Annotated in this window: 23 protein-coding genes; 10 read left to right on the forward strand and 13 right to left on the reverse strand. The window is 70.9% G+C overall.

What is annotated here, in order from left to right; all coding sequences use genetic code 11:
* Nucleotides 1-322 precede the first annotated feature (322 nt).
* From QBL25_RS04505 to QBL25_RS04520, 4 genes are all read left to right on the forward strand, one after another.
* Nucleotides 323-1,654: a hypothetical protein gene (locus tag QBL25_RS04505; protein ID WP_409055661.1), complete on the forward strand. Its 1,332-nt coding sequence runs from the start codon at nucleotides 323-325 to the stop codon at nucleotides 1,652-1,654.
* Nucleotides 1,655-1,695: 41 nt separating this feature from the next.
* Complete coding sequence (locus tag QBL25_RS04510; protein WP_409055662.1) at nucleotides 1,696-2,166, forward strand: GNAT family N-acetyltransferase; 471 nt, start codon at nucleotides 1,696-1,698, stop codon at nucleotides 2,164-2,166.
* A gap of 1,054 nt (nucleotides 2,167-3,220) precedes the next feature.
* A complete protein-coding gene (locus tag QBL25_RS04515) occupies nucleotides 3,221-3,433 on the forward strand; it encodes a hypothetical protein (protein WP_409055663.1) in 213 nt (70 codons plus the stop codon).
* Between the two features lie 248 nt (nucleotides 3,434-3,681).
* Nucleotides 3,682-4,002, forward strand: a complete 321-nt coding sequence (locus tag QBL25_RS04520) for a DUF6415 family natural product biosynthesis protein (RefSeq protein ID WP_409055664.1) — start codon at nucleotides 3,682-3,684, stop codon at nucleotides 4,000-4,002.
* 8 nt (nucleotides 4,003-4,010) lie between these two features.
* Here QBL25_RS04520 and QBL25_RS04525 read toward each other — a convergent pair whose 3' ends face one another.
* The 4 genes from QBL25_RS04525 to QBL25_RS04540 form a co-directional block, all read right to left on the reverse strand.
* The gene (locus tag QBL25_RS04525) at nucleotides 4,011-5,591 is read right to left on the reverse strand and encodes a hypothetical protein (protein WP_409055665.1); all 1,581 of its coding nucleotides are present in this window, start codon (nucleotides 5,589-5,591) and stop codon (nucleotides 4,011-4,013) included.
* Between the two features lie 66 nt (nucleotides 5,592-5,657).
* A complete protein-coding gene (locus QBL25_RS04530; protein WP_409055666.1) occupies nucleotides 5,658-6,545 on the reverse strand; it encodes a carbon-nitrogen hydrolase family protein in 888 nt (295 codons plus the stop codon).
* 338 nt (nucleotides 6,546-6,883) lie between these two features.
* Complete coding sequence (locus tag QBL25_RS04535) at nucleotides 6,884-7,060, reverse strand: DUF4383 domain-containing protein (protein ID WP_409062546.1); 177 nt, start codon at nucleotides 7,058-7,060, stop codon at nucleotides 6,884-6,886.
* Between the two features lie 100 nt (nucleotides 7,061-7,160).
* A complete protein-coding gene (locus QBL25_RS04540) occupies nucleotides 7,161-8,819 on the reverse strand; it encodes a catalase (RefSeq protein ID WP_409055667.1) in 1,659 nt (552 codons plus the stop codon).
* Between the two features lie 229 nt (nucleotides 8,820-9,048).
* Between QBL25_RS04540 and QBL25_RS04545 the strand changes: the two genes are divergently transcribed.
* Nucleotides 9,049-9,810, forward strand: coding sequence for a ZIP family metal transporter (locus tag QBL25_RS04545; protein ID WP_409055668.1), 762 nt, complete (start codon nucleotides 9,049-9,051; stop codon nucleotides 9,808-9,810).
* 33 nt (nucleotides 9,811-9,843) lie between these two features.
* Here the strand turns inward: QBL25_RS04545 and QBL25_RS04550 are convergent, their stop codons facing one another.
* From QBL25_RS04550 to QBL25_RS04585, 8 genes are all read right to left on the reverse strand, one after another.
* A complete protein-coding gene (locus tag QBL25_RS04550) occupies nucleotides 9,844-9,999 on the reverse strand; it encodes a hypothetical protein (protein WP_409055669.1) in 156 nt (51 codons plus the stop codon).
* Between the two features lie 128 nt (nucleotides 10,000-10,127).
* On the reverse strand, nucleotides 10,128-11,306 hold the full coding sequence (locus tag QBL25_RS04555) for a zinc-dependent alcohol dehydrogenase (RefSeq protein WP_409055670.1): 1,179 nt from the start codon (nucleotides 11,304-11,306) through the stop codon (nucleotides 10,128-10,130).
* The gene (locus QBL25_RS04560; RefSeq protein ID WP_409055671.1) at nucleotides 11,303-11,902 is read right to left on the reverse strand and encodes a hypothetical protein; all 600 of its coding nucleotides are present in this window, start codon (nucleotides 11,900-11,902) and stop codon (nucleotides 11,303-11,305) included. Before QBL25_RS04560 ends, QBL25_RS04555 begins: the two co-directional genes overlap by 4 nt.
* A gap of 264 nt (nucleotides 11,903-12,166) precedes the next feature.
* Nucleotides 12,167-13,741 (reverse strand): MFS transporter, encoded by a 1,575-nt coding sequence (locus QBL25_RS04565; RefSeq protein ID WP_409055672.1) that lies wholly within the window; start codon nucleotides 13,739-13,741, stop codon nucleotides 12,167-12,169.
* Nucleotides 13,742-13,836: 95 nt separating this feature from the next.
* The gene (locus tag QBL25_RS04570) at nucleotides 13,837-14,583 is read right to left on the reverse strand and encodes an ANTAR domain-containing protein (protein ID WP_409055673.1); all 747 of its coding nucleotides are present in this window, start codon (nucleotides 14,581-14,583) and stop codon (nucleotides 13,837-13,839) included.
* A 115-nt stretch (nucleotides 14,584-14,698) separates the two neighbouring features.
* Nucleotides 14,699-15,373, reverse strand: coding sequence for an ANTAR domain-containing protein (locus tag QBL25_RS04575; RefSeq protein WP_409055674.1), 675 nt, complete (start codon nucleotides 15,371-15,373; stop codon nucleotides 14,699-14,701).
* A gap of 174 nt (nucleotides 15,374-15,547) precedes the next feature.
* On the reverse strand, nucleotides 15,548-17,026 hold the full coding sequence (locus tag QBL25_RS04580; RefSeq protein ID WP_409055675.1) for an aminotransferase class I/II-fold pyridoxal phosphate-dependent enzyme: 1,479 nt from the start codon (nucleotides 17,024-17,026) through the stop codon (nucleotides 15,548-15,550).
* Nucleotides 17,027-17,185: 159 nt separating this feature from the next.
* Nucleotides 17,186-18,175 carry an SDR family NAD(P)-dependent oxidoreductase gene (locus QBL25_RS04585; protein WP_409055676.1) on the reverse strand — a complete coding sequence of 330 codons (990 nt, stop codon included), beginning with the start codon at nucleotides 18,173-18,175 and terminating at the stop codon, nucleotides 17,186-17,188.
* 329 nt (nucleotides 18,176-18,504) lie between these two features.
* On the opposite strand from QBL25_RS04585, the gene QBL25_RS04590 reads away from it, so the two are divergent.
* From QBL25_RS04590 to QBL25_RS04610, 5 genes are all read left to right on the forward strand, one after another.
* A complete protein-coding gene (locus QBL25_RS04590; protein ID WP_409055677.1) occupies nucleotides 18,505-18,969 on the forward strand; it encodes an SRPBCC family protein in 465 nt (154 codons plus the stop codon).
* The gene (locus QBL25_RS04595; protein ID WP_409055678.1) at nucleotides 18,962-20,572 is read left to right on the forward strand and encodes a phytoene desaturase family protein; all 1,611 of its coding nucleotides are present in this window, start codon (nucleotides 18,962-18,964) and stop codon (nucleotides 20,570-20,572) included. The genes QBL25_RS04590 and QBL25_RS04595 overlap by 8 nt, the downstream gene beginning before the upstream one ends.
* A gap of 141 nt (nucleotides 20,573-20,713) precedes the next feature.
* Nucleotides 20,714-21,040: a plasmid stabilization protein gene (locus QBL25_RS04600; RefSeq protein WP_409055679.1), complete on the forward strand. Its 327-nt coding sequence runs from the start codon at nucleotides 20,714-20,716 to the stop codon at nucleotides 21,038-21,040.
* Nucleotides 21,041-21,160: 120 nt separating this feature from the next.
* The gene (locus QBL25_RS04605; protein ID WP_409055680.1) at nucleotides 21,161-21,364 is read left to right on the forward strand and encodes a hypothetical protein; all 204 of its coding nucleotides are present in this window, start codon (nucleotides 21,161-21,163) and stop codon (nucleotides 21,362-21,364) included.
* Nucleotides 21,365-21,457: 93 nt separating this feature from the next.
* The gene (locus QBL25_RS04610) at nucleotides 21,458-22,675 is read left to right on the forward strand and encodes a cytochrome P450 (RefSeq protein WP_409055681.1); all 1,218 of its coding nucleotides are present in this window, start codon (nucleotides 21,458-21,460) and stop codon (nucleotides 22,673-22,675) included.
* 94 nt (nucleotides 22,676-22,769) lie between these two features.
* On the opposite strand, the gene QBL25_RS04615 is transcribed toward QBL25_RS04610, so the two are convergent.
* The gene (locus QBL25_RS04615; RefSeq protein ID WP_409055682.1) at nucleotides 22,770-23,954 is read right to left on the reverse strand and encodes a zinc-dependent alcohol dehydrogenase; all 1,185 of its coding nucleotides are present in this window, start codon (nucleotides 23,952-23,954) and stop codon (nucleotides 22,770-22,772) included.
* Between the last annotated feature and the right edge of the window lie 260 nt (nucleotides 23,955-24,214).

Consider the following 24,214-nt stretch of genomic DNA (forward strand, 5'->3'; position numbering starts at 1 on the left):
CCTGTGACGACACACGGACCTGCCACCCCGCCCCAGTGGGACTGCGTCACAGGTGCTCGCCAGCACACGGCCGGCCGCGGTGCTGCCCGTCACTTGGCCTTGGCTTCGGCCAAGAGCCGTGGTGGATTGCATGAGAGATCACCGTCCGCAGGGTCGCAAGTCGGACACATCCAACTGCCGCCCTTCGCACGGAGGTTGATGGCACCGAAGATCGGGCAGCACGGTCAGTTAAGAACGGCGGGCAACAGGCGGTAACCCCATGAAGGGGCCCCTACGGTGGGTACATACGAGGGGGGTGCCGCCGTCGACGGAGGGTCACATCATGGATCTTCCGAAGTCACCGGCGGCGCTTCCCGCCGCCCTCAGGACCGACCCCCGCGTCGTAGGAGCGCTCGCCCGCCGCGACATCGGAACCGTCTTCGACCTCGCTCACAGCGAGGCGGGCATCAGCTTCAACCGGATCGGCGAGGCGTGCGGCATCCGGCCCGAGCGCGTCAGCCGCCTGGCCAAGGGCGACGGCAGCGTGACCACCCTCCAGGGCCTGGAGAAAGTCGCCGACGGGCTGCGAATTCCGGGCCGGGACTTAGGCTTGACAGCAAGGCCATGGGAGAGACAACCCGCCCCAACTCACCAATGGCACACGGAGGATGGAGACGATCCGATGAAGCGCCGTGACGCTCTGCGCGGCGCGCTCGCTGCCGGTCTGGCAGGTTCCGGGCTCGCCGCTTTAACGACCACCCGCAACGACCTTGACGCCGCCCTCGCCGCCGACCACAGCTCCGACCTCGGGTTCTGGGAATCCACCGCCGAGCGGTACAGCTACGGCTATCACGGCCAGGCCCCCAACGAAGTCCTCGCCGACATCCTCGACGACTTCGACGAACTCAAGCCCCTCCTGGCCCAACGGCACACCGACAAGGACCGTACGACGCTGTCCCACGTGACCGGGCAGATGGCCGGGATGGTCGCGATCATCCTTCACGACCTCGGCCAGCATCACGAGTCCCACCGGTGGTTCGCCACCGCGACCCGGGCCGCGAAGAAGTCCGGTGATCAGCTTCTGCACGCATGGGTGCTGGGGCGCGAGGCGATGGTGCCGCTGAACTTCGGCGCCCCGCAGGCCGCCGCCAAGCTCGCCGACCAGGCCCGCCACCTGGCCGGGGACAAGCCCAGCGCCGCCGCCGCGCTCGCCGCCGCCGTCGCCTCCCGCGCCTACGCCGTCAGCGGCGACAATGACAAGGCCCTCGCCGCCATCGCCGACGTCGAGACGCTGGCCGACCGGCTCTCCCCGCAGCAGCACGCCGACACCTGGTTCGGCTACCCGATGCAAAAGCACCACGTCCACATGAGCCAGGCCCTCACCATCCTGGGCCAGACCGAGCGCGCCTACGAGACGCAGAAGGAGGCACTGGCGCTGTCCCGAGCCCCGTCACTGATGACGCGCGCGCTCATCACCATCGACACGGCCTCCTGCCACGCACACGACGGCGACCGAGCCAGCGCCGCCCGCCTCGCCGCCTCCGCGTACGGGCAACTGCCCGCCTCATACCGAAGCGGCCTCACCCGTACGCGAGCGCTCGCCCTCTACCGAACACTGCCCGCCGACACCCCTGGCATCGGGCAACTCGCCGACGCCCTGAGCCTCGCGAGCTGAAAGGTCGTGATCTGCACTCACGCTGACCGGGTACTCAACCGATGACGCCCGACCTGCGACGGGCGAAGGCCGACGATGCGGCGGAGCTGGTCCGCATGCGCAGCACTCTGCTCCTGTCCCGCCCGGTGGATGCCCATTGGACGGCGGTCCTGACAGAGGACCTGCGCGAGCGGCTGACCAACGATCCGCTGTTCGCCGCGTTCGTCATCGACGCCCCCGACGGCCGGGGCCTGGTCTCCTCGGCTCTCGGTATGGCCTACCGGGTCTTGCCCGGCCCCCGCTACCCGAAGGGGCTGGCCGGGCGGGTCCACGCGGTAGCCACCGAGCCCGCCTACCGGCGGCGCGGGTACGCTACGGCCGTCACGTCAGCCCTGGTCGACTGGTGCCGCGACCGGGGCTGCACTCTGTTCGAGGTGTACGCCAAGGGCGGCTCCGCCGGTCTCTACCGGACCCTCGGCTTCGAGGTCGACCCGGCGTGCATGCGGATGTCCGCCGTCCTGCCCGAGTGCTGACGGCGAGCACGCGCGCCGGCCAGGTGCTCACCATCACCTGCCGCGGTTGCTCCTTGGCGAACCTTGCCCCGATGCCGTCGCCGTGCGGCAACATCGTTCGGCATGAATGAAGTCTTATCCGCGTTGGCTGGCGCAGCGATCGGCGGTGCCTTCGGCTTTGCTGGAGCACTTGCACAAGCTCGCAGCGCCCGAGCCCAAGCTGATGCCTCCCGGGCGGCAGCGAAGCATCAGGCGGACACCGCTCACATGCAGTGGGTGCGTGGAGGGAGAGGGGCGGCCTGCTCCGCGTTCCTAGCCCTGACGCTGGAGTTGAGGGATCAGACCTTCCATCTCAACTTCGAGAGGGAGCGGGTTGCCGAGCATGGCGGCGTTCGGCGATGCCGCCGCTACCGGCGGAATGGGTCTCGCATGGAAGCCGAGATCAGCGAGACCTTGAGACGTATGCGGGATACGTTGGCAGTGATCGAGCTATACGGTCCGCAAGAAGTGGCTAACGCAGCGCACACAGTGGAGCGTGCGTGTGTGAATCTGTCCATGTGTGCTGAAGGATGGGTAAGGGACGCTGGCCTACCCCAATTTGACTGGAACACAGATCTCAGCGCAGTGATGCAGGCGCAGGGGGCGTTCGCAGGTGCGGCGAGGCCGCACCTCGATATCACCTCCCCATGAGCCCCTCCACCAGTCTCTCCGTGCAGTGGCCCGGGAAGCCCGCCACCGACCTGCTGTTGGCGCGCTTCGGCAGCGACGGAGGATGTGATCTCTCAATGCCTCTACTAGGCCGCGTATCGAGTCGTGATCGATCTACGGGGCCTCCCGCCCTGCATGACGTGTTCTGGTAGATCGTCTTCCATATCGTCGCCGCGAGGAATGCGCCGACCGCTGCCCCGCAACCGGCGGCCCGTCTCTCATGCCCGAGGGGTACCAACAGCGCACATATTCAGCCATTGTCGATTCGCCTTGGGGGGCGTAGTCGATACAGCCCTATCAATCCACGCGGATTCGGCGCTAGAAGCGCAGGTCAGCGCCCTGTCGCCCCCATGAGGAGCATGTCCGAATGGAATCACAGAGCTGGAAAGGCTCGGGGATCGAGTACCGGCGGCCCGACATCCCGGACCTCGTCATCGCCGCGGCCTTGTTCTGGCTGATCCACGAGTCCCCGCAGGCCCCGGAATGGGTCGCGTTCGTCATCGCCATGGTCGCTCTGCGGTGTGTCCGCTACCGCCGGGTGTCCGAATCCCACCACCCGGTGAGGCCCCTGCAGCAGTAGCCCGCGTAGCTGCCGCAAGCAGTTTGAGGTGACGTCGAGCGCTGCCGCTGGCCAGGTACTCGACGTCACCTGCCGCAGAGCGGCGAACGCAGGACCGCCGGGCCCCAGCAGCGTGCTCCGGCGGCTAGCCGACCAGCCAGGAGCCGACCATGGCGCGCCGTCCCGCTGTCTCCCGCAGCACTGAACACCCACGTCCGGGTCCGGAGAGAATCCCGGGTCCGGGGCGCTGCCCGATTCCGCTTGACGTCGTGACCCTGCGCGCGACCGCCCGTCGGCTGATCGGGGAGGCGGCCGACGTGCCTGCCCCCGAAGAACTCGACGCCCCCACCTTGACGCTTCGAGGCCACATCATGCTGACCATCCCGGAGGTGGAGTCGGCAGCCCGGAGCCTTGCCGAGGATGCCGTTCCCCGTGCGTGCGCTCTCGCGTACATCGGCGAAGCCAGGATGAAGCTGGGAACGGAACCCCGTCCTGGGCTGCCCGCCGCTATCGCTCATGCGCAGAAGCTTGCCCGCGTGCTGAACGCCCTCGTGGATCACTTCGAGGGTCTCGGGGGTGATCGTGCGTGAGGCTCGCTCTACTCTCGCCCATCCGACTGCATGCTGATCAGGCGTCCCTCCGCCGTGCCTATCACCAGGTCTCCGTTCGGGCCCGTGCTCAGGCTGGTCGGGGTGTAGGTGTGGCCGCCGAGGGTGAGCGGTCTGCGACGTACCTCCGTGCCCTCCGTTGCTCGTAGCGTGAGCAGTTCGCAGGCTCCGGCTCCGGTCACGGCGTGCACGAGGCCGGCGTGCGCGTCGACCCCGGGGACCCGCGCGTCGAAGCGGTGCGCCCAGATCACGGCGCCGCTCGGGTAGGCACGGCGTACGAGGTGGGTGCCGTCGCGCGCCGTGCAGGTGTGGATGAGACCGGGGCCGGCCTCGTCGTCGACGTACACGGCGGGGCCACCGATCAGGTGAGGGCCGAGGGAGTCGTCCCAGGCGAACGGGAACAGCCGCTCGATCCCCTCCGGATCCGCCCGCACGACCCACTTTTGCAGTATCTCCGTCGGCACCTCCCCGCCGCCGACGCCGTAGAGGAACAGCAGGTGGGGCGAGCGTCGTACCGGAAAGTCGTAGGAACTGTCGCTCTCCCCCAAGGCCAGGGTGGCCAGCTGCCGCCCGGAGGGCGTGAGGACGACGCTCTCGTACGGCGGCCAGCGCGGCCCGGGGAACAGCTCTCGGGAGTCCCGTGCCACCCAGGCACCATCCGTGCGCCGGGCGATGGCCACCGGGAAGTCGAGGCGGAGCTCGGCCAGTTGCTCGCCGTCGGCGAGGGCGAAGCGACGCAGCAGGGTGCGCCGGTCGCCGCTGTCACCTTCGAGGACGGTGATCCACACGCTCTCCTCGTCCGGGGTGACGTACAGCCGGCAGCCGCTGCGCTGCCACCGATCGTCGGGCACCGGCACGGACCACAGCAGGGTGCCCTCCGGTGACCAGCACTCCAGCAGGACCTCACCGTACGGAGCGGCCAGTATCCGGCCGTCCCGCAGCAGCTCCACGACCTCCGCCCCGCGCCGCCGCGTCCAGGCCCGGCCCTGCTGGGCGGCGACATCGGCGAGGTAGCGCCGAGGGTGGTCGATGTCCGGTCCTTTGACGGCGCTCCAGTCGACGTCGACCGGCTTTCGCGGCCCGGAAACCAGTGCCGCGAGCGTGTCGGCGGTGACGTCGTGCCAGTCGTCGCACTCGGCCACGGATCGCGTGTACGTCTCCCGCCCCAGGTCCTCGAAGTCGAGGACGGGCCGCGCGAACGTCACCTCCAGGCGACGCGCGTCCCGCCACCGCAGGGCGGTGACGCCGGCCTCGGCGACGGCCACGTCGGTCCGGCGCCGGGTTTCCGGCTCGTACAGGTGCAGCCCGCCCCGGCGGTCGAACTCGTCGCCGTCCTCCGTGCCCACGGCGAGCACGGACACGGCGGGATGGAAGGCGAGCCCTTCGACGCCCTGCTCCAGCATGATCTGGTCCCACAGGGCCAGATCGCTCGCTCTGTAGACGACGATCCGGCCAAGGCCGCCACGACCGCTCGCCTGACAACTCACGGCGATCCAGCGGCCGTCCGCACTTGCGCAGGTGGTGTACGGGCTGCCGACCTCGGGGAACGGATCGTCGGGTATCAGGCGCATCGCAGGAGCGTATCGTTCCATGATCCCTTCGGCGCGGACAGGGAGTGCGCGGCGTCGGCGGCGTTCCTAACGTGGGCCGTCCGGGAGACCTCGCCGCCACCGTGCCGGGTCGATTCGGCCCTCGTACAGCGGTAGTTCGAGTGGTGCCTGCCCCTCGGCGAAAGGGTCCCAGACTCGGGTGAGGCCCGCCGTGCCGTGGGTGCGGACCCGGTGAGCCTCCGTGAGGTCGAGGACGTCCGTCACGATCTGCCCGGTGGCCGACTCGGCTTCGGCGCGTATCCGTCCCTCGGGGTCGACGACGACGCTGCGGCCGATGCCGTCGGGCTGTGCCGCGTTGACGCTCGCCATGGCGACCTGGTTCACGATCGCGTTGGCCCGTGCCAGGACGATTTCCTGGGCGCGGTCGACGGTGGGCGTGCGCACCAGGTTGAGGACCAGGTCGGCGCCCTGCCACGCCAGATGCCGGGTGACTTCGGGGAACCACGCGTCGTAGCAGATGGACAGGCCCACGCGCCCGTGCCCGGGGATGTCGAAGACGACGAATTCGGTGCCGCAGGCCGTGGTCTCGTAGGGCCGCCAGGGAAACATCTTCCGGTACGCGGCGACCCGTACGCCCTCGGGCGAATACACCGGCACGGTGTTGTAGATCCGGCCGTCGTCGCCGCGCTCGTAGACGCTGCCGGGCACGAGCCACACCCCGGACTCGCGGGCGAGCGCGGCGAGCCGGGCGCCACGCGGGCCGTCCAAGGGCTGGGCCGCTGCCGTCATCACCGTCGCCGGGTCCTCGTCAGGCCGGTGACCGCACAGGTGCAGCTCGGGGAAGGCCAGGAGGCGGGCGCCCGGGTGGATGCGGGTGACGCGGCGGACCTCCGCCTCGAAGGCGTCCGGGGCCGCGACGTCGGCGTGGTGATGGGCGGCCGACTGGACGAGGCAGATCGGCAGGGGGTCGGTCATCGGCGGCGGTCGCCTTCCGGGCAACGAGTCGTACGGGGGAACGCGCACGAGCCAATCACCGCACCGTTCACGGGACAACCCGCCTGATCCCTGCGGCAGCCGCAGGACTTTCCTGTGGCTGCACGGCCTTCGGCGGCCGTCGGACGCCACGTCGTCTGCACCGGCGCCGACCCGCAGATGACGGAGCCGTGTCCGGAGGGATGTCGCCATCCCTCCAGCCACGGCCGATGACTGCGCTCTTTGGGCTGTGCTTCCTTGGCTGCGCATCCTTGGCTGTGCTTCGCGGCTGTGCGTTCAGCACCGGGTGCGTGCCGGGCGTGCGAGTGACGGCGCCGGTGTCACCTCCTCGCGGAAGCGGAAGCGGAAGCCCGGTCGCGGGTGAGCAGGGCGCCCAGCGCGATCATGCCGAGGCCCAGTGCGAAGTGCAGCCAGTCGTCCGGGGTGTTCAGCGGGACGAAGTTGGCGCTGCTGTCGTGGCCCACGAACAGGCCGTACAGCCACAACACCAGGTAGATGGCCCCTCCGGGACCAACGGTGTCCCCTGCTGGACGGGCGTACGGGCCTCATGCGCGCTGCGATGGTTCGTGGTCATTGCGGCACTGCCCTCGCCCGGTGTCACCTGGTCACCACATGGCGTTCGTCCGGCACGCAGTGGGTCATGGTCAGTCCGGACACGTCACGCGGCGGATTGTCCCCCAGGTGTTCCAGGCGCTTGCGGTCCTCGTCCGTCAGCGTCTGGCCGGCCAGCGGTTCCAGATGTGACACGTCGGACGGGCCGATGCCCAGTCCCTCGCCGACACGCAGCCCCAGATCGTTCTCGACCAGCAGGAAGTGCCAGACCATGCGCTCCTGGACCGCCCGTTCGCACTGCGAGATCAGGTCCACGAAGTTGTGTACGAGGTCGTCCCGCTCCCAGTCCTCCAGGAGCAGATAGCGCTGGCCGGCCTGCAGATAGTCGTTGGCGCGCGGGATCCGCTTACGCGTCAGACGCCCCCGGATCTCCGGCCCTTGTTCGTCGTGCGTCGGGTACTGCCCCTCGCGCAGGCCGCCGGTGATCGAGGGCTCGTAGTTGACCTCCGGGTTCTCGTTGGCCGCCCGGTTGTCGTAGGCCATGGCCCCGTCGCGCTGGTTGGTGCGCACCTCGGCGTTCTTCGCCTGGTTGACGGGGAGTTGCAGGTAGTTGGGGCCCACTCGGTAGCGCTGGGTGTCGCTGTACGAGAAGGTCCGGCCGACCAGCATCTTGTCGTCGGAGAAGTCGAGGCCGTCGACCAGGACGCCGGTGCCGAACGCGATCTGTTCGTTCTGGCCGAAGTAGTCGTCGGCGGTGCGGTCGAGCACCAGGCGGCCGACCGCCCGGGGCGGGAACTCCTGCTCCGGCCACGTCTTGGTGTCGTCGAGCGGGTCGAAGTCCAGCTCCGGATGGTCGCCGTCCTCCATGATCTGGACGAGCAGCTCCCACTCCGGGTGATCACCGCGCCGTATGGCCTCGTACAAGTCCTTCGTGGCATGGCCGAGTTCGCCGGCCTGGACGTTGGCCGCGTCCTCCTCCGTCATGCTGCGGACGCCCTGCCGGGGCATCCAGTGGTACTTGACGAGGACGGTGCCGCCGTCGGCGTTCACCCACTTGTAGGTGTTCACGCCGAAGCCCTGCATGTGCCGGTAGTCCGCGGGGATGCCGCGCGGGCTGAACAGGTTCACCAGCATGTGCATGCACTCGGGCGTCTGCGACATGAAGTCGAAGATGCGGGCGGGTTTCTGTTCGTGCGAGACCGGGTCCGGCTTGAGCGCGTGGATGACGTCGGGGAACTTCACGGCGTCCCGGATGAAGAACACGCCGAGGTTGTTGCCGACGAGGTCCCAGTTGCCGTCCTCCGTATAGAACTTCACGGCGAAGCCGCGCGGGTCGCGGGCCGCCTCGGAGGAGTCACGGCCGCCGATGACCGTGGAGAACCGCACGGCGACATCGGTGCGCTTGCCGTGCTCCTGGAACAGTTTGGCCCGGGTGTAGCGGTCGATCGGCTCGTCGCCCCACTTCCCGTACGCCTCGAAGTGGCCGAAGGCGGTGACACCGCGCGCGTGGACCACGCGCTCGGGTATGCGCTCCCGGTCGAAGTGGCTGATTTTCTCCAGGAAGTGGTAGTTCTCGAGGGTGGCCGGGCCCCTCGCGCCGACCGTGCGCTGGTTCTGGTTGTCGTAGACCGGGTGGCCCTGGCGGTCGGTGAGGACCGGGCGGGGGTCGTCCGCCGGTGATCCCGTGCTCGCTGTGTCAGTCACTGTCTCTCGGCTCCTCGCGCTGCGTGCGTGCCCCACGGCGACGGCCCGGGCACGCGGCGGGCTGAACGGTCTGCCGGAGTACCCGCGCGTGACACGAACACACCCTCGAAAGCGGCCATCGGAGGTGAGCCGTGTGAGAAGGCGTGCTGCTGGTACTCGCGAGGCGGAAGGTACGCCGCCCACCGGTCCGGTCGGGACGGCGGGATGACGAGGAGAGGGGTCGGACCGTATGCCAGTGGTGGTGCAGGCGGGAGGATGGGGGCTGCTGGGAGGTTCGGCCCTCTTGCTGGGGGCCGCGGTCGGCTACCGGCTGCGCGTGCCGCGCAAGGTCATCGCCCTGGTGATGGCTTTCGGTGCCGGGGTCCTGCTGGCCGCGGTCTCCTTCGAGCTGGTCGACGAGGCCTACCGGCAGGGCGGGCTCGGTCCGGCGGTCGGCGGAACCCTGGCCGGAGCGGCGGCCTACACCCTGGGTAACGTCTGGCTGGCCCGCAAGGGCGCCCGTCATCGCAAACGGTCGGGGCACCACCGCGGTCAGACACAGCCCTCCGAGGAGCAGAGCTCCGGTTCGGGTCTCGCTCTGGCGCTGGGCGCGCTGCTCGACGGCGTACCGGAGTCCGCGGTGATCGGGGTCGGACTGCTCGACGGCGGGGCGGTCGGGACCGCCACCGTGGCCGCGGTGTTCATCAGCAACATCCCCGAGGGGCTGTCCAGTTCCGCCGGCATGCGGGAGGCCGGCCGGAGCAAGGGCTACGTGTTCGGTGTCTGGGGCGGCATCGCCGCCGCCAGTACCCTCTCCGCGATCCTGGGTTACACGGTGGTCGGGGGATTCTCCGAGGCCGCGGTCGCCGTCGTGACGGCAGTGGCGGGCGGCGCCATCCTGGCCATGGTGTCCGACACGATGATTCCCGAGGCGTTCGACCGGGCCCACCTGGCGGTAGGCCTGGTCACCGTCAGCGGCTTCCTGATCTCCTTCGCCCTCTCCCGGGCCTGACACCTCCTGCTGACATCCCTCCCTCCGGTTGGATCATGTCCCTGAGGCCGCGAGGACGTCGAGTTCGGCCGTGCAGGTCAGTCCCAGCGGGTGCAGCGCGGGAGCGCCGCGCAGGCGGGCGAGCCCGCGGAAGCCGGCCTCGATCGGGGCCCATTTCGCGGGCTCACCCCGATCGCGCCTTTCCTTCACGGGCTCGCCCCGATCGCACGTTCCCTCACGGGCACGCCCCCACCGCGGTCTCCTTCACCGTGCTCTTCGCCACTCCGTCCGCCGAGCCCCGAACACAGGCGCCCCGTGCCCGGAAAGCCGCCGTACGCTCATCCATGGGGCAGGAACACGGCTCGTACGCAGCCGTCCTTCTTCTCCTGGAACATCCGGTAGCCGTCAGGTCCTTCGGAGAGCGGCATGGGGTGGGTGGCCAGGTGGCCGGTGTCGATCTCGCCCGCCGCCATGCGTTCGAGCAGCATCGGGATGTAGCGCTGGCCGTGCTGCTGCCCCATGCGGAAGGTCAGCCCCTTGTTCATGGCCGCGCCGAGCGGGAACTTGTCGAGCACGCCGCCGAAGACGCCCAGGATGGAGACCGTGCCGCCCTTGCGGCAGGCGTGGATGGCCTCGCGCAGCGAGACCGAGCGGTCCGTCTGGAGCCGCAGTGCCTGCTTGAACCGGTCGTAGGCGTACTGCGGTCCCTTCTTGTGGGCTTCCATGCCCACGGCCTCGATGCATACGTCGGGGCCGCGTCCTCCGGTCAACTCCCGCAAGGCGGGGCCGACATCGACCTCGGAGTAGTCGAGGGTGGTGGTGGCTCCGCAGTACTGCTCCGCCTGCGCCAGGCGCTCGGGCAGGCGGTCGATGACGATGACCTTCTCGGCGCCGAGCAGCGACGCGGCGCGCGCCGCCATCTGGCCCACGCCGCCCGCGCCCCAGACCGCCACCACGTCACCGGGTGTGACCCCGCCGAGGTCCGCGCCCATCCATCCGGTCGGCACCGCGTCGGAGGCGAACACCGCCTGTTGGTCCGTGAGTTGCCCGGGCACGGCGAAGGCGCCCTGATCGGCGAAGGGTACGCGGATGTACTCGGCGTGGCTGCCGGCGAAGCCGCCCATCGCGTGCGAGTAGCCGAGGATGCCGGCGGTCGGCTGGCCGTAGGCGACCTCGGTGAAGGCCGGTTGCGGGTTGGAGTTCTCGCACAGCGACCACCAGCCCTCCTCGCACGGCCGACAGCGACCGCAGCCGAGGATCGAGCAGACCACGACGCGGTCGCCGACCTGGTGCCGGTGCACTCCGGGCCCGGTCTCGACGATCTCGCCCACGAACTCGTGGCCGATGACGTCTCCGGCGCGCATGGCGGGCACGTACCCGTTGATCAGATGGAGGTCGGAGCCGCACACGGAGCTGGCGGTGACCTTCACGATCGCGTCCTGGTCGTTGAGGATCGTCGGTTCCGGGACCGTCTCGACGGACAGGTCACCGACCCCGGTCCAGCACAACGCCTTCACAGCAGGCCCTCCTTGCGTGCGCGGCGAGCGGCAAGGCCCAGTGGCATACCGCCCGGCTTCCGGCGTCCGGCGGGCTGGCCTTCGGTCCGCAACACCTCGCCCGTCTCGGTCAGTTGCTTGAACTCGCGCAGGGCCTCGCGGATCTGCTGGTCCGTCGACGAGCCGGCCATGGAGCGCAGACCTTCGGCGGTTCCGCGCGGCGCCGTTCGCCGGGCCGCGATCTCGGTGCCGCGTCCGCCGGGCGCGTCGGCGGCCCGGATCTCGACGCCGTCCCCCAGTCCGTCCAGCGGGGGCGGCAGCTTGCCGTCAGGCATCAGCTCGGCGCGCGGCCGCCCGACCGTCACGACGTGCCACGGGCCCTCCTGCGTCCCCTCGGCGCGGGCCGCTTTCCTGGCCCGCAGATACACCGCGGCCCCTGCCGCGGCCACCGCGGTCGCCGTCGACGCGCTGACGGCTTTCGCGGCCGCGCCCGTCCCGGCGGTCTTCGTCGCCGTCTTCGTCCCCACGGCCGTCGCGGCCGTCTTCGGGCCGACGGTCTTGATCGCCGCCGTCAGACCGGCGGCCTTCCCCGTCATGCCGGCGGCTTTCCCTGTCATGCCGGCGGCTTTCCCTGTCCTACCGGCGGCCTTCCCGGTCATGCCGGCGGCCTTCCCCCAACGCCTTGCCTTCGTCCTCCGCGCTTTCCTCATGTACGTCACCCCTTGGGTACGTCACGCCTTGTCCGACGGAGGCTGACGGGTGCCCTGCCGCCGTCGGGGAAAACCCGGCGTTCCGGCCAACGTCCCGGGGATGACCGGGGCCCTGACATCCCGCCGTGGTCATGCCGGCGGCATCACTTCCGCCGCGCCCCCGGCTCCCGCTCAGACCGACGTGGCCTCGGGGGCCGGTGGTGTTTCGCGGTGGCGTGGGGCGCGGGCGTTGACCAGGACGAAGGCGACCGCGGAGGCGGCCAGCATGATCAGGGCGGCCCAGCCGGTGGCGACGGTGAAGCCGTGGACCACGCCGGAGTCGAGGATCGCGGCCTTCGCCCGGGGCGTCAGCTGCCCGGTGCGTTGCGCCTCCCCCAGGTGGGAGGTGACGTATGTGGCGGTGCTCGTCGTCGCGATGGTGTTGAGCAGGGCCGTGCCGACCGAACCCCCCACCTGCTGGGCGGTGTTGACGGTCGCCGAGGTGACGCCGGCGTCCTTCGGGGCCACTCCCGCCGTGGCGGTCGCCATGACGGGCATGAAGGTGAGGCCCAGGCCGAGGCCCAGCATCAGCATGCCGGGCAGGATGTGCCCGGCGTAACTCGAATGGGTGCCGAGGAAGGTCAGCGTGAACAGTCCGGCCGCTCCCAGCAGCAGTCCGGGGCCCATCAGGAGTCGCGGGGGCACGTGGTGGAGCAGCCGGGCCGAGATCTGCGTCGACCCGATGATGATCGCGAGCGACATGGGCAGGAAGGCGAAGCCGGTCTTCACCGGCGAGTACCCCAGGATGCTCTGAAGGTAGTAGGTCATGAACAGGAACACGCCGAACATGCCGATCGTGGCCAGGCCCATGGTGAGCATCGAGCCGCCGCGGTTGCGGTCCTTGACGATGTGCAGCGGAAGCAGCGGATGCGCCGCGCGCGACTGCCACCAGGTGAACACCGCCAGGAGAGCGGCGCCGCCGACGAGCAGGGCGAGAACCATGGCCGACGTCCAGCCGCGCGACTCGGCCTCGCTGAGGCCGTACACCACGGCGATGAGTCCACCGCAGCCGAGGATCACGCCGGGGATGTCCAGCTTGGCTTCCCTGTGTCCGGCGCGGTCGTGGAGGAGGGAGAGGGCGCCGAAGACGGCGAGCGCGGCGATGGGCACGTTGACGTAGAGGCACCAGCGCCAGTCCAGGTACTCGGTGAGGATTCCGCCGAGGAGGAGTCCCAGCGCGCCGCCGGCGCCCGCGATGGCTCCGTAGATGCCGAATGCCTTCGCCCGCTCCTTGCCGTCGCTGAAGGTGGTGGTCAGGAGCGACAGGGCCGAGGGGGCGAGAACCGCCGCGAACACGCCTTGGAGGGCCCGGGAGGCGAAGAGCATGCCGGGGCCCGTGGCCGCGCCGCCCAGGGCCGAGGCGGCGGCGAAGCCGACAAGACCGACGATGAACGTCCGCTTGCGCCCCACCAGGTCGGCGATCCTGCCGCCGAGCAGCAGCAGACCGCCGAAGGCCAAGGTGTAGGCGGTGATGACCCACTGGCGGTTGCCGTTGGTGAGGCCCAGTTCCCGCTGCGCCGAGGGCAGGGCGATGTTCACGATGGTCGCGTCCAGGACGACCATCAGCTGCGCCAGCGCGATCACGGCCAGTGCCCACCAGCGCCGGCTGTCCGCCTCCGCTTCGGGCCCGTTCCCCGTGCCTGATCCGGACCCGGGCCCGGGTGAACCCACCTGACCAGCGAAACTGTGCTCTTCGGAGCTACCCATGCACAACAGAACACCACGAACCACCGCATCCGGCAGCACCAGGAGCCCGAGCCGGGAGCCCCGCGCGACGCGCCGCCCCGCCCGCGGCCGCGCGATCAGCGGTTCGGGTCAGGGGCTCCGGGGCGCCCGGGCACGGTGGCGGGCGTGAAGCCGGTGTCGATGACGTCGCGCGCGACCTCGCTGAGCAGGATGCGGTGGTTCCGGGCATGGCGGCGCAGGGACTCGAACGCCTGGTTGAGGGTGATGTTGCTGCGGGCCGCGAGGACGCCTTTGGCCTGCTCGATGACGATGCGGCTCTGCAAGGCGGTGTGGAGCTGTTCGTTGACGGTGTGCTGCTGGCGGATGGTGCGGGCCTGGACCAGGCCGATGGTGGCGGCGTCGGCGAGCGCCTGGGCCAGGGCGGCATCCTCGGCGTTCAAGGGCTCGTCTCCCGTGTGCAGCAGCAGGAGGCTGCCGACGTTGTCCTGGCGTAAGCGCATCGGCACCGCGGTGGCACGGCCGTAGCCGGCGTTCCGGAGCTGGAGGGTGAACTGCGGCCAGCGTGCCTCCGCGTCGGCCGGGCTGGGCTCGGTGACGGGTTGCGCCGCCGCGTGGGCGTCCACGGCGGGACCTTCGCTGCACGCGATTTCCAGTACGCGCAGCAGGGCGGGGCCGGGGTCGCAGGGCGCGGGGGTGTGCAGTTGCGTGCCGGGGTGCGCCAGGAACACCGCCGCGTCGGTGACGTCGAGGAGCTCCCGGCAGCGGAGCGTCATCTGGTGCAGGAAGTCGACGACGTCGAAGTCGTCCACCAGGGTGTCGGCCAGTTCCACGAAAGTGCGGGCGATGTGCTGTTCCCTGCTCATGGGCATACTCCTTCGCTCCCGCGCGGAGCGTGGCCCGTGCGGCGGACCGGGCTGCTCGATGTCATCGCGGTCATCGCGGTCATCGCGGTCATCGCGGTCATCGCGGTCATCGCGGTCATCGCGGCAGTTCCTGCCGGATGAGGGCGTGGGCGGCGTCCACCAGGGGCAGCCCCGACGCGAAGGCCCGGGCACGCAGCCGGTCCAGGGCTTCGGCCGGCGACACACCGAGCCGTTCGCTGAGCACGCCCGTGGCCTGGTGCACCTCGGCCCGGTGCAGGTCCACGGCCCCCACGTGGCCGGGGCCGTTGCCGTTGCCGTTGCCGGTCGGCCAGTGGTTCAGTACGTGCTGGGCGAGCGCGTCGGCGACCAGCCAGCCCTCCGCGGCCTGCTCCTGCGTGAGCGGACCCGCCGTCCGCCGGTAACCGGTCATCGTGCCTATCTGCACGGTGCCGATGTGCACGGGCCAGACGAAGAGGGCCGCGACCCCGAGCTCCTCCGCCTCGGCGGCGTACTGCGGCCACTGGCGGTCCAGCAGCCGTTCGAGGTCGGGCAGTTCGCGCAGCGTCGCCTCGCCCTGCATCAGCAGGCCGGGGCCCTGCCCCAGGACGAACTGCAGGTCTTCGAGGCGTGCGCTGGCGGCGTCGCTGAACCACACCAGCTCCTGCCCCAAGGTGACGGCGACCCCGCCGAGGCCCAGGGCATCCGCGCAGGCCTTGGCCCACGCCCGGCGCCCCTCTTCACCCGCCACCGCGTGCAGCCTGTCCAGGAGTTCCCGGACCGTGGAGCCCATCGCGCCCACGCCTTCGTCGCTGCGGCGCGCGCGGCACAATCCGCGCCCACTGCTCCCTCTCAGCGTAGGCGTGGGCCCGCCAGGTGACAGCCCCTGCGCACAACCCCGTTATGCGGGCGGTCAGTTGCTCTCGGCGGCCGGGCAGGCGGCCCGGCAGCTCAGCGGCTCAACGCCTCAGTCAGCGTCCACGTCGTGCACGGACACGCGGATCGTGCCGATGGTCGCGTCGACGGCGTCGGGAATGAGCATCCCCGCATCGGCTCCGGTCCGGAGGTAGTCCACCACGGCCTGGTCGAGCCGTTCGCCCGGCAGAGCCGCCGGGATCCCCGGCGGGTAGGGCGTGAGCATCTCCGCGCACGTCCTGCCGACCGCCTGTTCCGCGGGCACCTGCTCGACCTCACCGAAGAAGGCGTCACGCGGGAGGGACACCTGCCGGAGGCGGAGGTCACCGGGGGCCGGGACCCGGATGTCCGGGGCGGGCGGCAGCTCGTCGGCGTGGGCGACCAGGTCGCGCAGACCGTCGAGGAGCCGTGCGGTCGTCGTGTCGTCGTCGGCGTGGGTGAGCTGGGCGTTGATGCGCCGGTGGTCGGAGGTGTGCAGGTTGATCCGGTGGTGGCGGCGCATCCAGTCGGCGGCGTCGTAGCCGTTGAACTTGACCTCGTCCAGGTCGATGAAGATCTGGAAGGGGTCCAGGTCGAAGGCGCGCCCCTCACCGCAGAAGTCGTCGCGGTCGTTGACGTGCAGGCCCTCGATGTCCTCGATGGCCGCGCGTACGCGGCGAGCCCGCGCCAGGGCCTCGTCCAGCAGCCCCCGGCCCTGCTCCACCATCTGGCGCCGCCATCCGTCGAGGGCGGCGTAGACGAGGACGGACGGGCTCGTGGTGTGCAGCAGGTCGGCGCAGGCGGCGAGGGTCGGCGCGGTGACCAGATCGCCTTGGAGGTGGAAGACCGACCCCTGTTCGAGCCCGGCACCCATCTTGTGCACCGACGTCACGCACACGTCGGCGCCGGCGTCCATGGCCCAGGTGGGCAAGTCGGGGTGGAAGGGCAGATGGGCCCCCCACGCCTCGTCCACGATCAGCGGCACGCCCCGCTCGTGGCACAGCGTCGCGATGGCCGCCATGTCCGCGCAGGTGCCGTACGGCGTGGGGCTGGTGAGCAGCGCCCCCCGGGCATCGGGGTGCTCGTCCAGCGCGGCCCGGAACGCCTCAGGGGACGGAGGGTGGGCCAGGTGCAGTTCGGGATCCCACTGGGGGTCGACCCACACCGGGCGGATGCCGGCGAGGATCAGCCCTGAGATGACCGATTTGTGGGCGTCGCGGCCCACCACCAGCTTTTCGTGGGGCCCGGCGACGGACAGCATGGCGGCCTTGACCGAAAGCGAGCTGCCGCACGTCGAGAAGAAGGTGTGCTCGGCGCCCACCGCGTCGGCCATCAGTTCCTGCGCCCGCGCCAGAATTCCCTCCGACATGGTGCGGTCGTCCAGGCCGGACACGGCAAGCACGTCCGCGCCGAAGAGGGCGTCACCCAGCACGGCCCGCACGCGTGGGTCGGCACCCCGGCCCTGCTTGTGGCCGGGCGGAGTGAAAGGCAGGTGCTCCTGTTCTTGATAGGCCCTGAGAGCGTCGAGCACAGGAGCTTCTGAATGATCCATGCTGTTCGGATTTCCCTTGTGTGGTGGGCGAAACACTCCGCTGTCCGGGGGGCTCCTGCCGCCGCCCTCCCTCGCTTCCGGGTTCCCTTGTTTCCAGGGTTTCCAGGGTTTCCAGGGTTTCCAGGTTTCCTGCGCCAGGTTCTCTTCTTCCGGGTTTGCCTAGCCCGCGGCGCCCGCCTTGCGTACGTAGACGGCTCCGGCCCCCAGCCCCGCCACGAGGCCCGCGGCGCCGAGCCTGCGCAGGGCGGTGCGCCGGTGGCCGTGCCAGCCGCCGCCCACCGAGGCCGGGTCGGCGGACGGCTCCAGGACGTTCCCGTCGGTGGGCTCGGCGGCGTGCTCGCGGGAGAGGTGCGCGCGGTCCATCTGGTGGGCCAGTACGCGCTCCACGAGCGGCGGGGTCAGTTTCGACAGGATCCCGAGGGCTTGGCCCGCGGGCCCCACATATGCCTCCCTGCGCGCTTTCACCGCAAGCCGCACCACGGTCTTCGCGGCGCGCTCCGGGGTGTACACGGGGGCCATGGGGGTCACCGCCCGCCCCGAGTAGTTGGCCGCATCCCGGAAGAAGGGGGTGTCCATGGTCGCCGGGAGCACCGTGCAGACGTGGATGCCGTGCTGCCCCGCGAGCCGCAGCTCCTGGCGCAGGGTGCCGCCCAGCGCCCGTACCGCCGCCTTGGACAGCACATAGGGAGTGTTGTACGGGACGACCGCGGCGCCGACCACGGAGGACATGTTGACGATCGTGCCGTGGCGCTGCCCGCGCATCACCGCGAGGGCGGCGCGCGCGCCGTTCACGCAGCCGAGCACGTTCACGTCGACGACCTGCCGGAACACCTCCCGCGGGATGTCCTCCAGCGCTCCGAAGGCCGCCACCGCGGCGTCGTTGAGCCACACGTCGATCCGCCCGAACGCGGTGACGGCCCGCTGCGCGAGATGGTCGACCGCTTCGGCGTCCGTCACATCCGTGGGCACCACCAGCGTGCGGGCGCCGTGGCGCGTACGGCACTCCTCGGCGACTTCCTCCAGCACCTGCGCCCGTCGCGCGGCGAGCACGAGCGAACACCCGCGTGCGGCGAACGCCAGCGCGCTGGCGCGGCCGACCCCGCTCGATGCCCCCGTGATCACGACAACCCTGTCCAGGTCAGCAGCCACCGGTGCGGCTCCCTTCGTTGATTCGCCCCTGCGTTGATTCGCCCCTGCCCCGCCCGGCTCCCGCGCGGCGGTGCGGCTGGGGTACCCGTCACCGCGCGACGCCACACGCGACGGTCGGCGATCAGGTCCACACCGGGGAAGGGGGTGTAAACCGGGCACAGGTGGTCACCCGATCCCCGCGCGACGATCAGCGGCGGTCAGACGGACGGGCGGACAGGCGGTCCCGGCCGACACGGCGCTCGCGCCGGCAGAAGTTCAAGCAATGCCGTCGGCAATTCAGGCAAAACAATGCAGGCAAACAGACGCACGGCACACCCTCTGGAGGAGCCATGGCAGTACGGCACCAGCTCGTCCGCCGCCCACCGCACGCCCTGTGGGCGGTGCTCGAAGACGAGTCCCGCTTCCACGAATGGGTGACCGGCACGCACTCCACGTCCCCGGGCGAAGGCGACTGGCCGAAGACGGGTTCCACCCTCAACTACACGGTGCGCATCGGCCCCAAGGAGTTCGAGGGGTTCACCGTCGTACGCCGCCACGAGCCTCCGCGCATTCTGGAGCTCGAGGCGTACAGCGGGCCGCTCGGCACCGCACGCATCGCCTTCGACATCCGGCCGTGGGGCGAGCACACGCTGGTCATCCTGGACGAGCACCCGCTGCGCGGCGTGGGCGGCGCCCTGCACAACAGCGCGTTCGACGCCCTGTTGCAGCTGCGCCACCGCCGCCTGCTGGCACAGCTGGCCCGCGTCGTCGAACAGTCGCAGCCCGAGCGGGACGGGGACGCCGTCCATGTCTGACGCGGTGGTGATCGGCAGCGGACCCAACGGCCTGGTCGCCGCGAACCTGCTGGCCGACGCGGGATGGGAAGTGACGGTCCTGGAGGAGCAGGACGAGCCGGGCGGCGCGGTGCGCAGCGACCGCGGGGTCGACCCGGAGTTCGTGAGCGACATGTTCAGCGCGTTCTATCCGCTGGCCGCCGCCTCGCCGATCGTCGCCTCCCTCGGCCTTGACCGCTACGGCCTGCGCTGGAGCCATGCCCCGCACGTCCTGGCGCACCCGCTGCCGGACGGCCGGTGCGCCGTGCTCGATCGCGACCCCGAGACCACGGCCGCGAACCTGGAGAGCTTCGCGCCCGGCGACGGGGAGGCCTGGCTGGACCTGTGCCGGGGCTGGGAGCAGGTGGGCGGTCCCGTACTGGACGCGCTCTTCACGCCGTTCCCGCCCGTGCGTGCCGGTGCCGCGCTCGCCGCGCGGGTACGGGCCGCGGGCGGACTGCGGTTCGTGCGCGAGATGCTGCTTCCGGTGCGCAGGCTCGGCGTGGAGAAGTTCACCGGAGAGGGCGGCAGGCTGCTGCTCGCGGGCAACGCCCTGCACGCCGACCTCGCCCCGGAGGCCGCGGGCAGCGGCGGGTTCGGCTGGCTGATGTCGATGCTCGGCCAGAGCCACGGCTTCCCGGTGCCCGTCGGCGGTGCCGGAGCGCTGACCGATGCCCTGGTGGCACGGTTGCGGGACCGCGGCGGCAGCGTGCGCTGCGGGCAGCGGGTCACCGAAGTGGTCGTACGCGGCGGCCGGGCGCTCGGCGTGCGTACCGCCGACGGCGACGCGCAGCGGGCCCGGCACGCCGTGCTGGCCGACGTCTCGGCGCCCCATCTGTACCGCGACCTGGTCGGCGAACAGCATCTGCCCTCGCGCGTGCGCGAGGACCTGCGCCGCTTCACCTGGGACTTCGCCACGTTCAAGGTGGACTGGGCCCTGGACAGGCCCGTTCCGTGGACCGCGTCCGAGGCCGCGGGCGCCGGAACCGTCCACATCGCCGACGGCGTCGACGCCCTCACCCGCTTCGCCGCCCAGCTGGCGACCGGTCAGGTGCCCGATCGCCCGTTCCTGCTCTTCGGCCAGATGACCACCGCGGACCCCTCGCGCTCCCCCGCCGGCACGGAGTCCGCGTGGGCCTACACCCACGTGCCGCACGAGGTGCGGGGTGACGCCGGCGACGACGGCATCACCGACCGGTGGAACAAGCGCGCGACGGAGGCCATGGCCGACCGGATGGAGGAACAGGTCGAGCGGTACGCACCGGGCTTCCGCGAGCGGATCCGCGGCCGTCGCATCCTCTCCCCGCCCACCCTCCAGGCCGCCGACGCCAACCTGCACGACGGTGCGATCAACGGCGGGACCGCCGCCCTGCACCAGCAGCTCCTCTTCCGCCCCACGCCGGGCACCGGCCGCCCCGAAACCCCGGTCTCCGGCCTGTACCTGGCCTCGGCGTCGGCGCATCCCGGCGGCGGCGTGCACGGCGCGCCGGGAGCCAACGCCGCCCGCTCCGCCCTGCGCGCCCGTGGCCCCGTCCACACCGCCGCCGTGGCCGCCCAGCGTGCGCTCGGCCGCCGGCGAGGGTGACATGGGGGGCACGAGAAGGGCTGGACGGAGGGACCGGATGAGAGACCCGCCGACGGGTACGCGAAAGCCCATCGGACACACATCGCACACCCATCGGACAGCCCGTCCGGTGGACCGCGGACGGTCTGGAAGGAGTACGTCATGCCGCAGGGTTCCAGCAAGAAGCGTGAGCGCCAGTACGAGCACATCAAGGAAGGCGCGGAGAAGCGCGGTACCTCCGAGGGCCGTGCGAAGGAGATCGCGGCTCGCACCGTGAACAAGGAGCGGGCGCGCTCCGGAGAGTCGAAGACGGCGAGCAAGACCTCCACGCAGGACAAGAAGTCCGCGTCGCAGCGCGGCGGTGAACGCTCGCACAGCGGATCGCAGGGACCGACGAAGGACCAGCTGTACGCGGAGGCCAAGAAGCGCAACATCGACGGACGGTCGTCGATGACCAAGCAGCAGCTGGCCAAGGCCCTCGGCCACTGACCGACGGCCGCCGCACCCGCCGGCAAGCAAGTGGGCCCGCCGTCCCGCCCGGCGGGCCCGCACACGTGACTCGCCGGGCGCACACATAACTCGGCGGGCACCGCACACGTGAGGAGACCCATGAGCACCGCCAGCCACAAGCACCATCACACGCAGGACGGCAAGACCCCCGACACGGCCGCCGAGGAGGTGCTGCACGAGGCGGAGGACGCCGAGACGGCCGTCCTTGACGACGGCGAACGGCGCGGCAAGGACGGCGAGGCGGCCGACGCGCTGTCCCCGGACGAGGACGCGCAAGAAGACGTCCAGCGCCCCGGCGCCTGACGGCCGCCCTCTCCCGGCTTCGTGCGTTTCCGCACGTCAGCGTCGGGATACCCGTGCGTCTCAGCACCCGGTTCAGCAGGACGGAGTTCATACGTGTTCGACAGCACCTTGGCATTGATGACCCAGGGATACGCGTGGCTGCCCGACCGGCGCCGCCGTAGCCATGGCAAGCCGGTGCAAACCCGCCTCATGGGCAAGAACGCCGTGGCCATCCACGGCCCCGAAGCCGTGCGCTTCTTCTACGAGGAGAGCCACATCGAGCGGCACGGCGCGCTGCCCGCGCCCGTCCTCGACACGCTCTTCGGCCGCGGAGCCGTGCACACGCTCGACGGCCGGCCCCATCAGGTCCGAAAATCCCTGTTCATGTCCCTGCTCAAGGACCGGGGCGGCCTCGACGCCCTGACCGACCGCCTCGCGGTCGAGTGGGAGCTCGCCCGGGACCGGTGGACCCGCCGCGACGACGTCGTGCTCTTCGACGAGTCGAGCCTGCTGCTCACCCGCGCGGTCTGCGCCTGGTCCGGCATCCCCTTCGACGACGGCGAGGCCGAGGAGATGGCCCGCGATCTCGTGGCCATGGTCGACGGGTTCGCCTCGGCCGGACCCCGCCACCTGAGGGCCCGCCGCGCCCGCAGCCGTCAGGAGGCACGGCTGGCCCACCTCGTCGAAGAGGTCAGGAGCGGGGCACAAGCGGCCCCCGAGGGTTCGGTCCTGGCGGCCGTGGCCGCCCACCGTGACGCCGACGGGAATCCACTGGATCCGAAGACCGCGGCGGTCGAGGTCCTGAACGTGCTGCGCCCGACGGTGGCGGTCAGCTGGTTCCTGACCTTCGCCGCGCACGCGCTGCACCGCTGGCCCGAGCATCGCAAGCTCCTCGCCGACGGCGACCGGGCCTACGCACGCGCCTTCGCCCACGAGGTCCGGCGCTTCTACCCCTTCGCCCCCTTCATCGGCGGCCTGGCCGCGGTCGATCTGCTCTGGGACGGGCAGGACATCCCCGTGGGCAGCATGGTCCTGCTCGATCTGTACGGGCAGAACCACGACCCGCGGCTCTGGACCGAGCCCTACACCTTCGACCCCGGCCGCTTCGTGGGCCGCGAGCCCGAGCGGGACGAACTGGTGCCCCAGGGCGGCGGCGACCCCGCCGCCAACCATCGCTGCCCCGGTGAGGACGTCACCTTGACGGTCCTCGAAACCCTCGTCCCCAAGCTGGCCGCCCTGCGCTACGACGTGCCCGACCAGGACCTCGCCATCCCCCTGCGACGCATGCCGACGGCACCCCGCAGCGGCTTCGTCCTGACGCCGCTGCCATAGCGCACACCCCCTTCGCCCGGGACGGACCTGACGGCAGCAGCGGTGGGGCGAGCCCAGTTGGCTCGCCCCAGCGCCGCTGCCGGCTCCGTGAAGCTCAGGGCCTCAGCAGTGTCTTGATCATTCCGTCTTCCTTGTCCTGGAACATCTGGTACGCCTTCGGGCCCTCTTCCAGGGTCATGTGGTGGGTGGCGAAGTCGTCGACCCCCAGCGGGTCCTCGTCGGTGAGGAGCGGCAGGATGTCGCCCACCCAGTGCTTGACGTTCGCCTGGCCCATGCGCAGCTGGATCTGCTTGTCGAACATGGTCAGCAGCGGCAGGGGGTCGACCGCGCCGCCGTAGACGCCGACCACGGAGACGGTGCCGCCGCGGCGGACGATGTCGATCGCCGAGTACAGGGCGTTGAGCCGGTCGAGGCCGGCCCGGTCCATGAACTTCTCGGCCAGCGCGTCGGGCAGCAGGCCCACGCCCCACTGGGCGGCCTTCGCCAGCGGCGCGCCGTGCGCCTCCATGCCGACGGCGTCGATGACGGCGTCCGTACCGCGTCCGTCCGTCAGATCGCGGATCGTGTCGCCGAGGTCTTTGCCGTGGCGGCGCAGGTCCAGGGCCTTGACCCCGTCCGCGTGCGCACGGCTGAGCCGCTCGGGCACCAGGTCCACTCCCACCACGAGGCTCGCGCCGCGGTGGAGGGCGATGCGTGCGGCCATGATGCCGATCGGGCCAAGGCCGAGGACGGTCACCGTGCCGCCGGGCGGGATGTCGGCGTACTCCACGGCCTGCCAGGCGGTGGGCAGCACGTCGGAGAGGAAGACGAAGCGGTCGTCCGCGGGGCCTTCCGGCACCTTGATGGGCAGGGTGTTGCCGAACGGCACCCGCAGGAGTTCCGCCTGCCCGCCGGGCACCTGCCCGTAGAGCTTGGTGTATCCGAAGAGGGAAGCGCCCATGCCGCGCTCCTTGACCTGCGTGGTCTCGCACTGCGAGTGCAGGCCCCGGTCACACATGTGGCAGTGCCCGCAGGAGACGTTGAACGGAACCACCACACGGTCGCCCGGGGCCAGTTCGGTGACGTCCGCGCCGACCTCCTCGATGATCCCCATCGGCTCGTGGCCCAGGATGTCGCCGGGATCCAGGTAAGGGCCCAGGATCTCGTACAGATGCAGGTCGGAACCGCAGATGCCGGTGGACGTCACCCGCACGATGACATCGGTCGGGTCCCGCAGCTCGGGATCGGGGACGGTCTCCACACGGACGTCTCGCTTGCCGTGCCAGGTAAGGGCGCGCATCAGGATCTCCTCCGGTAGTCGCGACGCTTGACCCCTCGCGAGTCTCCCGTGAGGGCGACGCCATGCGTACGCGCGGCCATGCGTTCGCACCGCCACGCTCCGGCCGCTCGCAGTAGGCGAGGTCAGTACCCCGCCGTCCGCTCGGCCCGCACATCCACCGTAGGCAGAGGCCGGCGCAACCGCACCCGTACTCCCCCGGGTGCGAGGGGTCGGCGAGAGCGGGCGCGGGCGCTGTCAGTGGTGGGTGACAGCATCGGACG

Source organism: Streptomyces sp. SYP-A7185 (assembly GCF_046103685.1).
Taxonomy (GTDB): Bacteria; Actinomycetota; Actinomycetes; order Streptomycetales; family Streptomycetaceae; genus Streptomyces.

Coding starts and splice junctions, on each gene's coding strand:
- QBL25_RS04615 (WP_409055682.1), bottom strand. CDS start 23,954: ATGCGCGCCCTTACCTGGCACGGCAAGCGAGACGTCCGTGTGGAGACC.
- QBL25_RS04575 (WP_409055674.1), bottom strand. CDS start 15,373: ATGGGCTCCACGGTCCGGGAACTCCTGGACAGGCTGCACGCGGTGGCG.
- QBL25_RS04505 (WP_409055661.1), top strand. CDS start 323: ATGGATCTTCCGAAGTCACCGGCGGCGCTTCCCGCCGCCCTCAGGACC.
- QBL25_RS04580 (WP_409055675.1), bottom strand. CDS start 17,026: ATGGATCATTCAGAAGCTCCTGTGCTCGACGCTCTCAGGGCCTATCAA.
- QBL25_RS04590 (WP_409055677.1), top strand. CDS start 18,505: ATGGCAGTACGGCACCAGCTCGTCCGCCGCCCACCGCACGCCCTGTGG.
- QBL25_RS04525 (WP_409055665.1), bottom strand. CDS start 5,591: ATGCGCCTGATACCCGACGATCCGTTCCCCGAGGTCGGCAGCCCGTAC.
- QBL25_RS04570 (WP_409055673.1), bottom strand. CDS start 14,583: ATGAGCAGGGAACAGCACATCGCCCGCACTTTCGTGGAACTGGCCGAC.
- QBL25_RS04600 (WP_409055679.1), top strand. CDS start 20,714: ATGCCGCAGGGTTCCAGCAAGAAGCGTGAGCGCCAGTACGAGCACATC.
- QBL25_RS04515 (WP_409055663.1), top strand. CDS start 3,221: ATGGAATCACAGAGCTGGAAAGGCTCGGGGATCGAGTACCGGCGGCCC.
- QBL25_RS04595 (WP_409055678.1), top strand. CDS start 18,962: ATGTCTGACGCGGTGGTGATCGGCAGCGGACCCAACGGCCTGGTCGCC.
- QBL25_RS04530 (WP_409055666.1), bottom strand. CDS start 6,545: ATGACCGACCCCCTGCCGATCTGCCTCGTCCAGTCGGCCGCCCATCAC.
- QBL25_RS04565 (WP_409055672.1), bottom strand. CDS start 13,741: ATGGGTAGCTCCGAAGAGCACAGTTTCGCTGGTCAGGTGGGTTCACCC.
- QBL25_RS04560 (WP_409055671.1), bottom strand. CDS start 11,902: ATGACAGGGAAAGCCGCCGGCATGACGGGGAAGGCCGCCGGTCTGACG.
- QBL25_RS04605 (WP_409055680.1), top strand. CDS start 21,161: ATGAGCACCGCCAGCCACAAGCACCATCACACGCAGGACGGCAAGACC.
- QBL25_RS04545 (WP_409055668.1), top strand. CDS start 9,049: ATGCCAGTGGTGGTGCAGGCGGGAGGATGGGGGCTGCTGGGAGGTTCG.
- QBL25_RS04510 (WP_409055662.1), top strand. CDS start 1,696: ATGACGCCCGACCTGCGACGGGCGAAGGCCGACGATGCGGCGGAGCTG.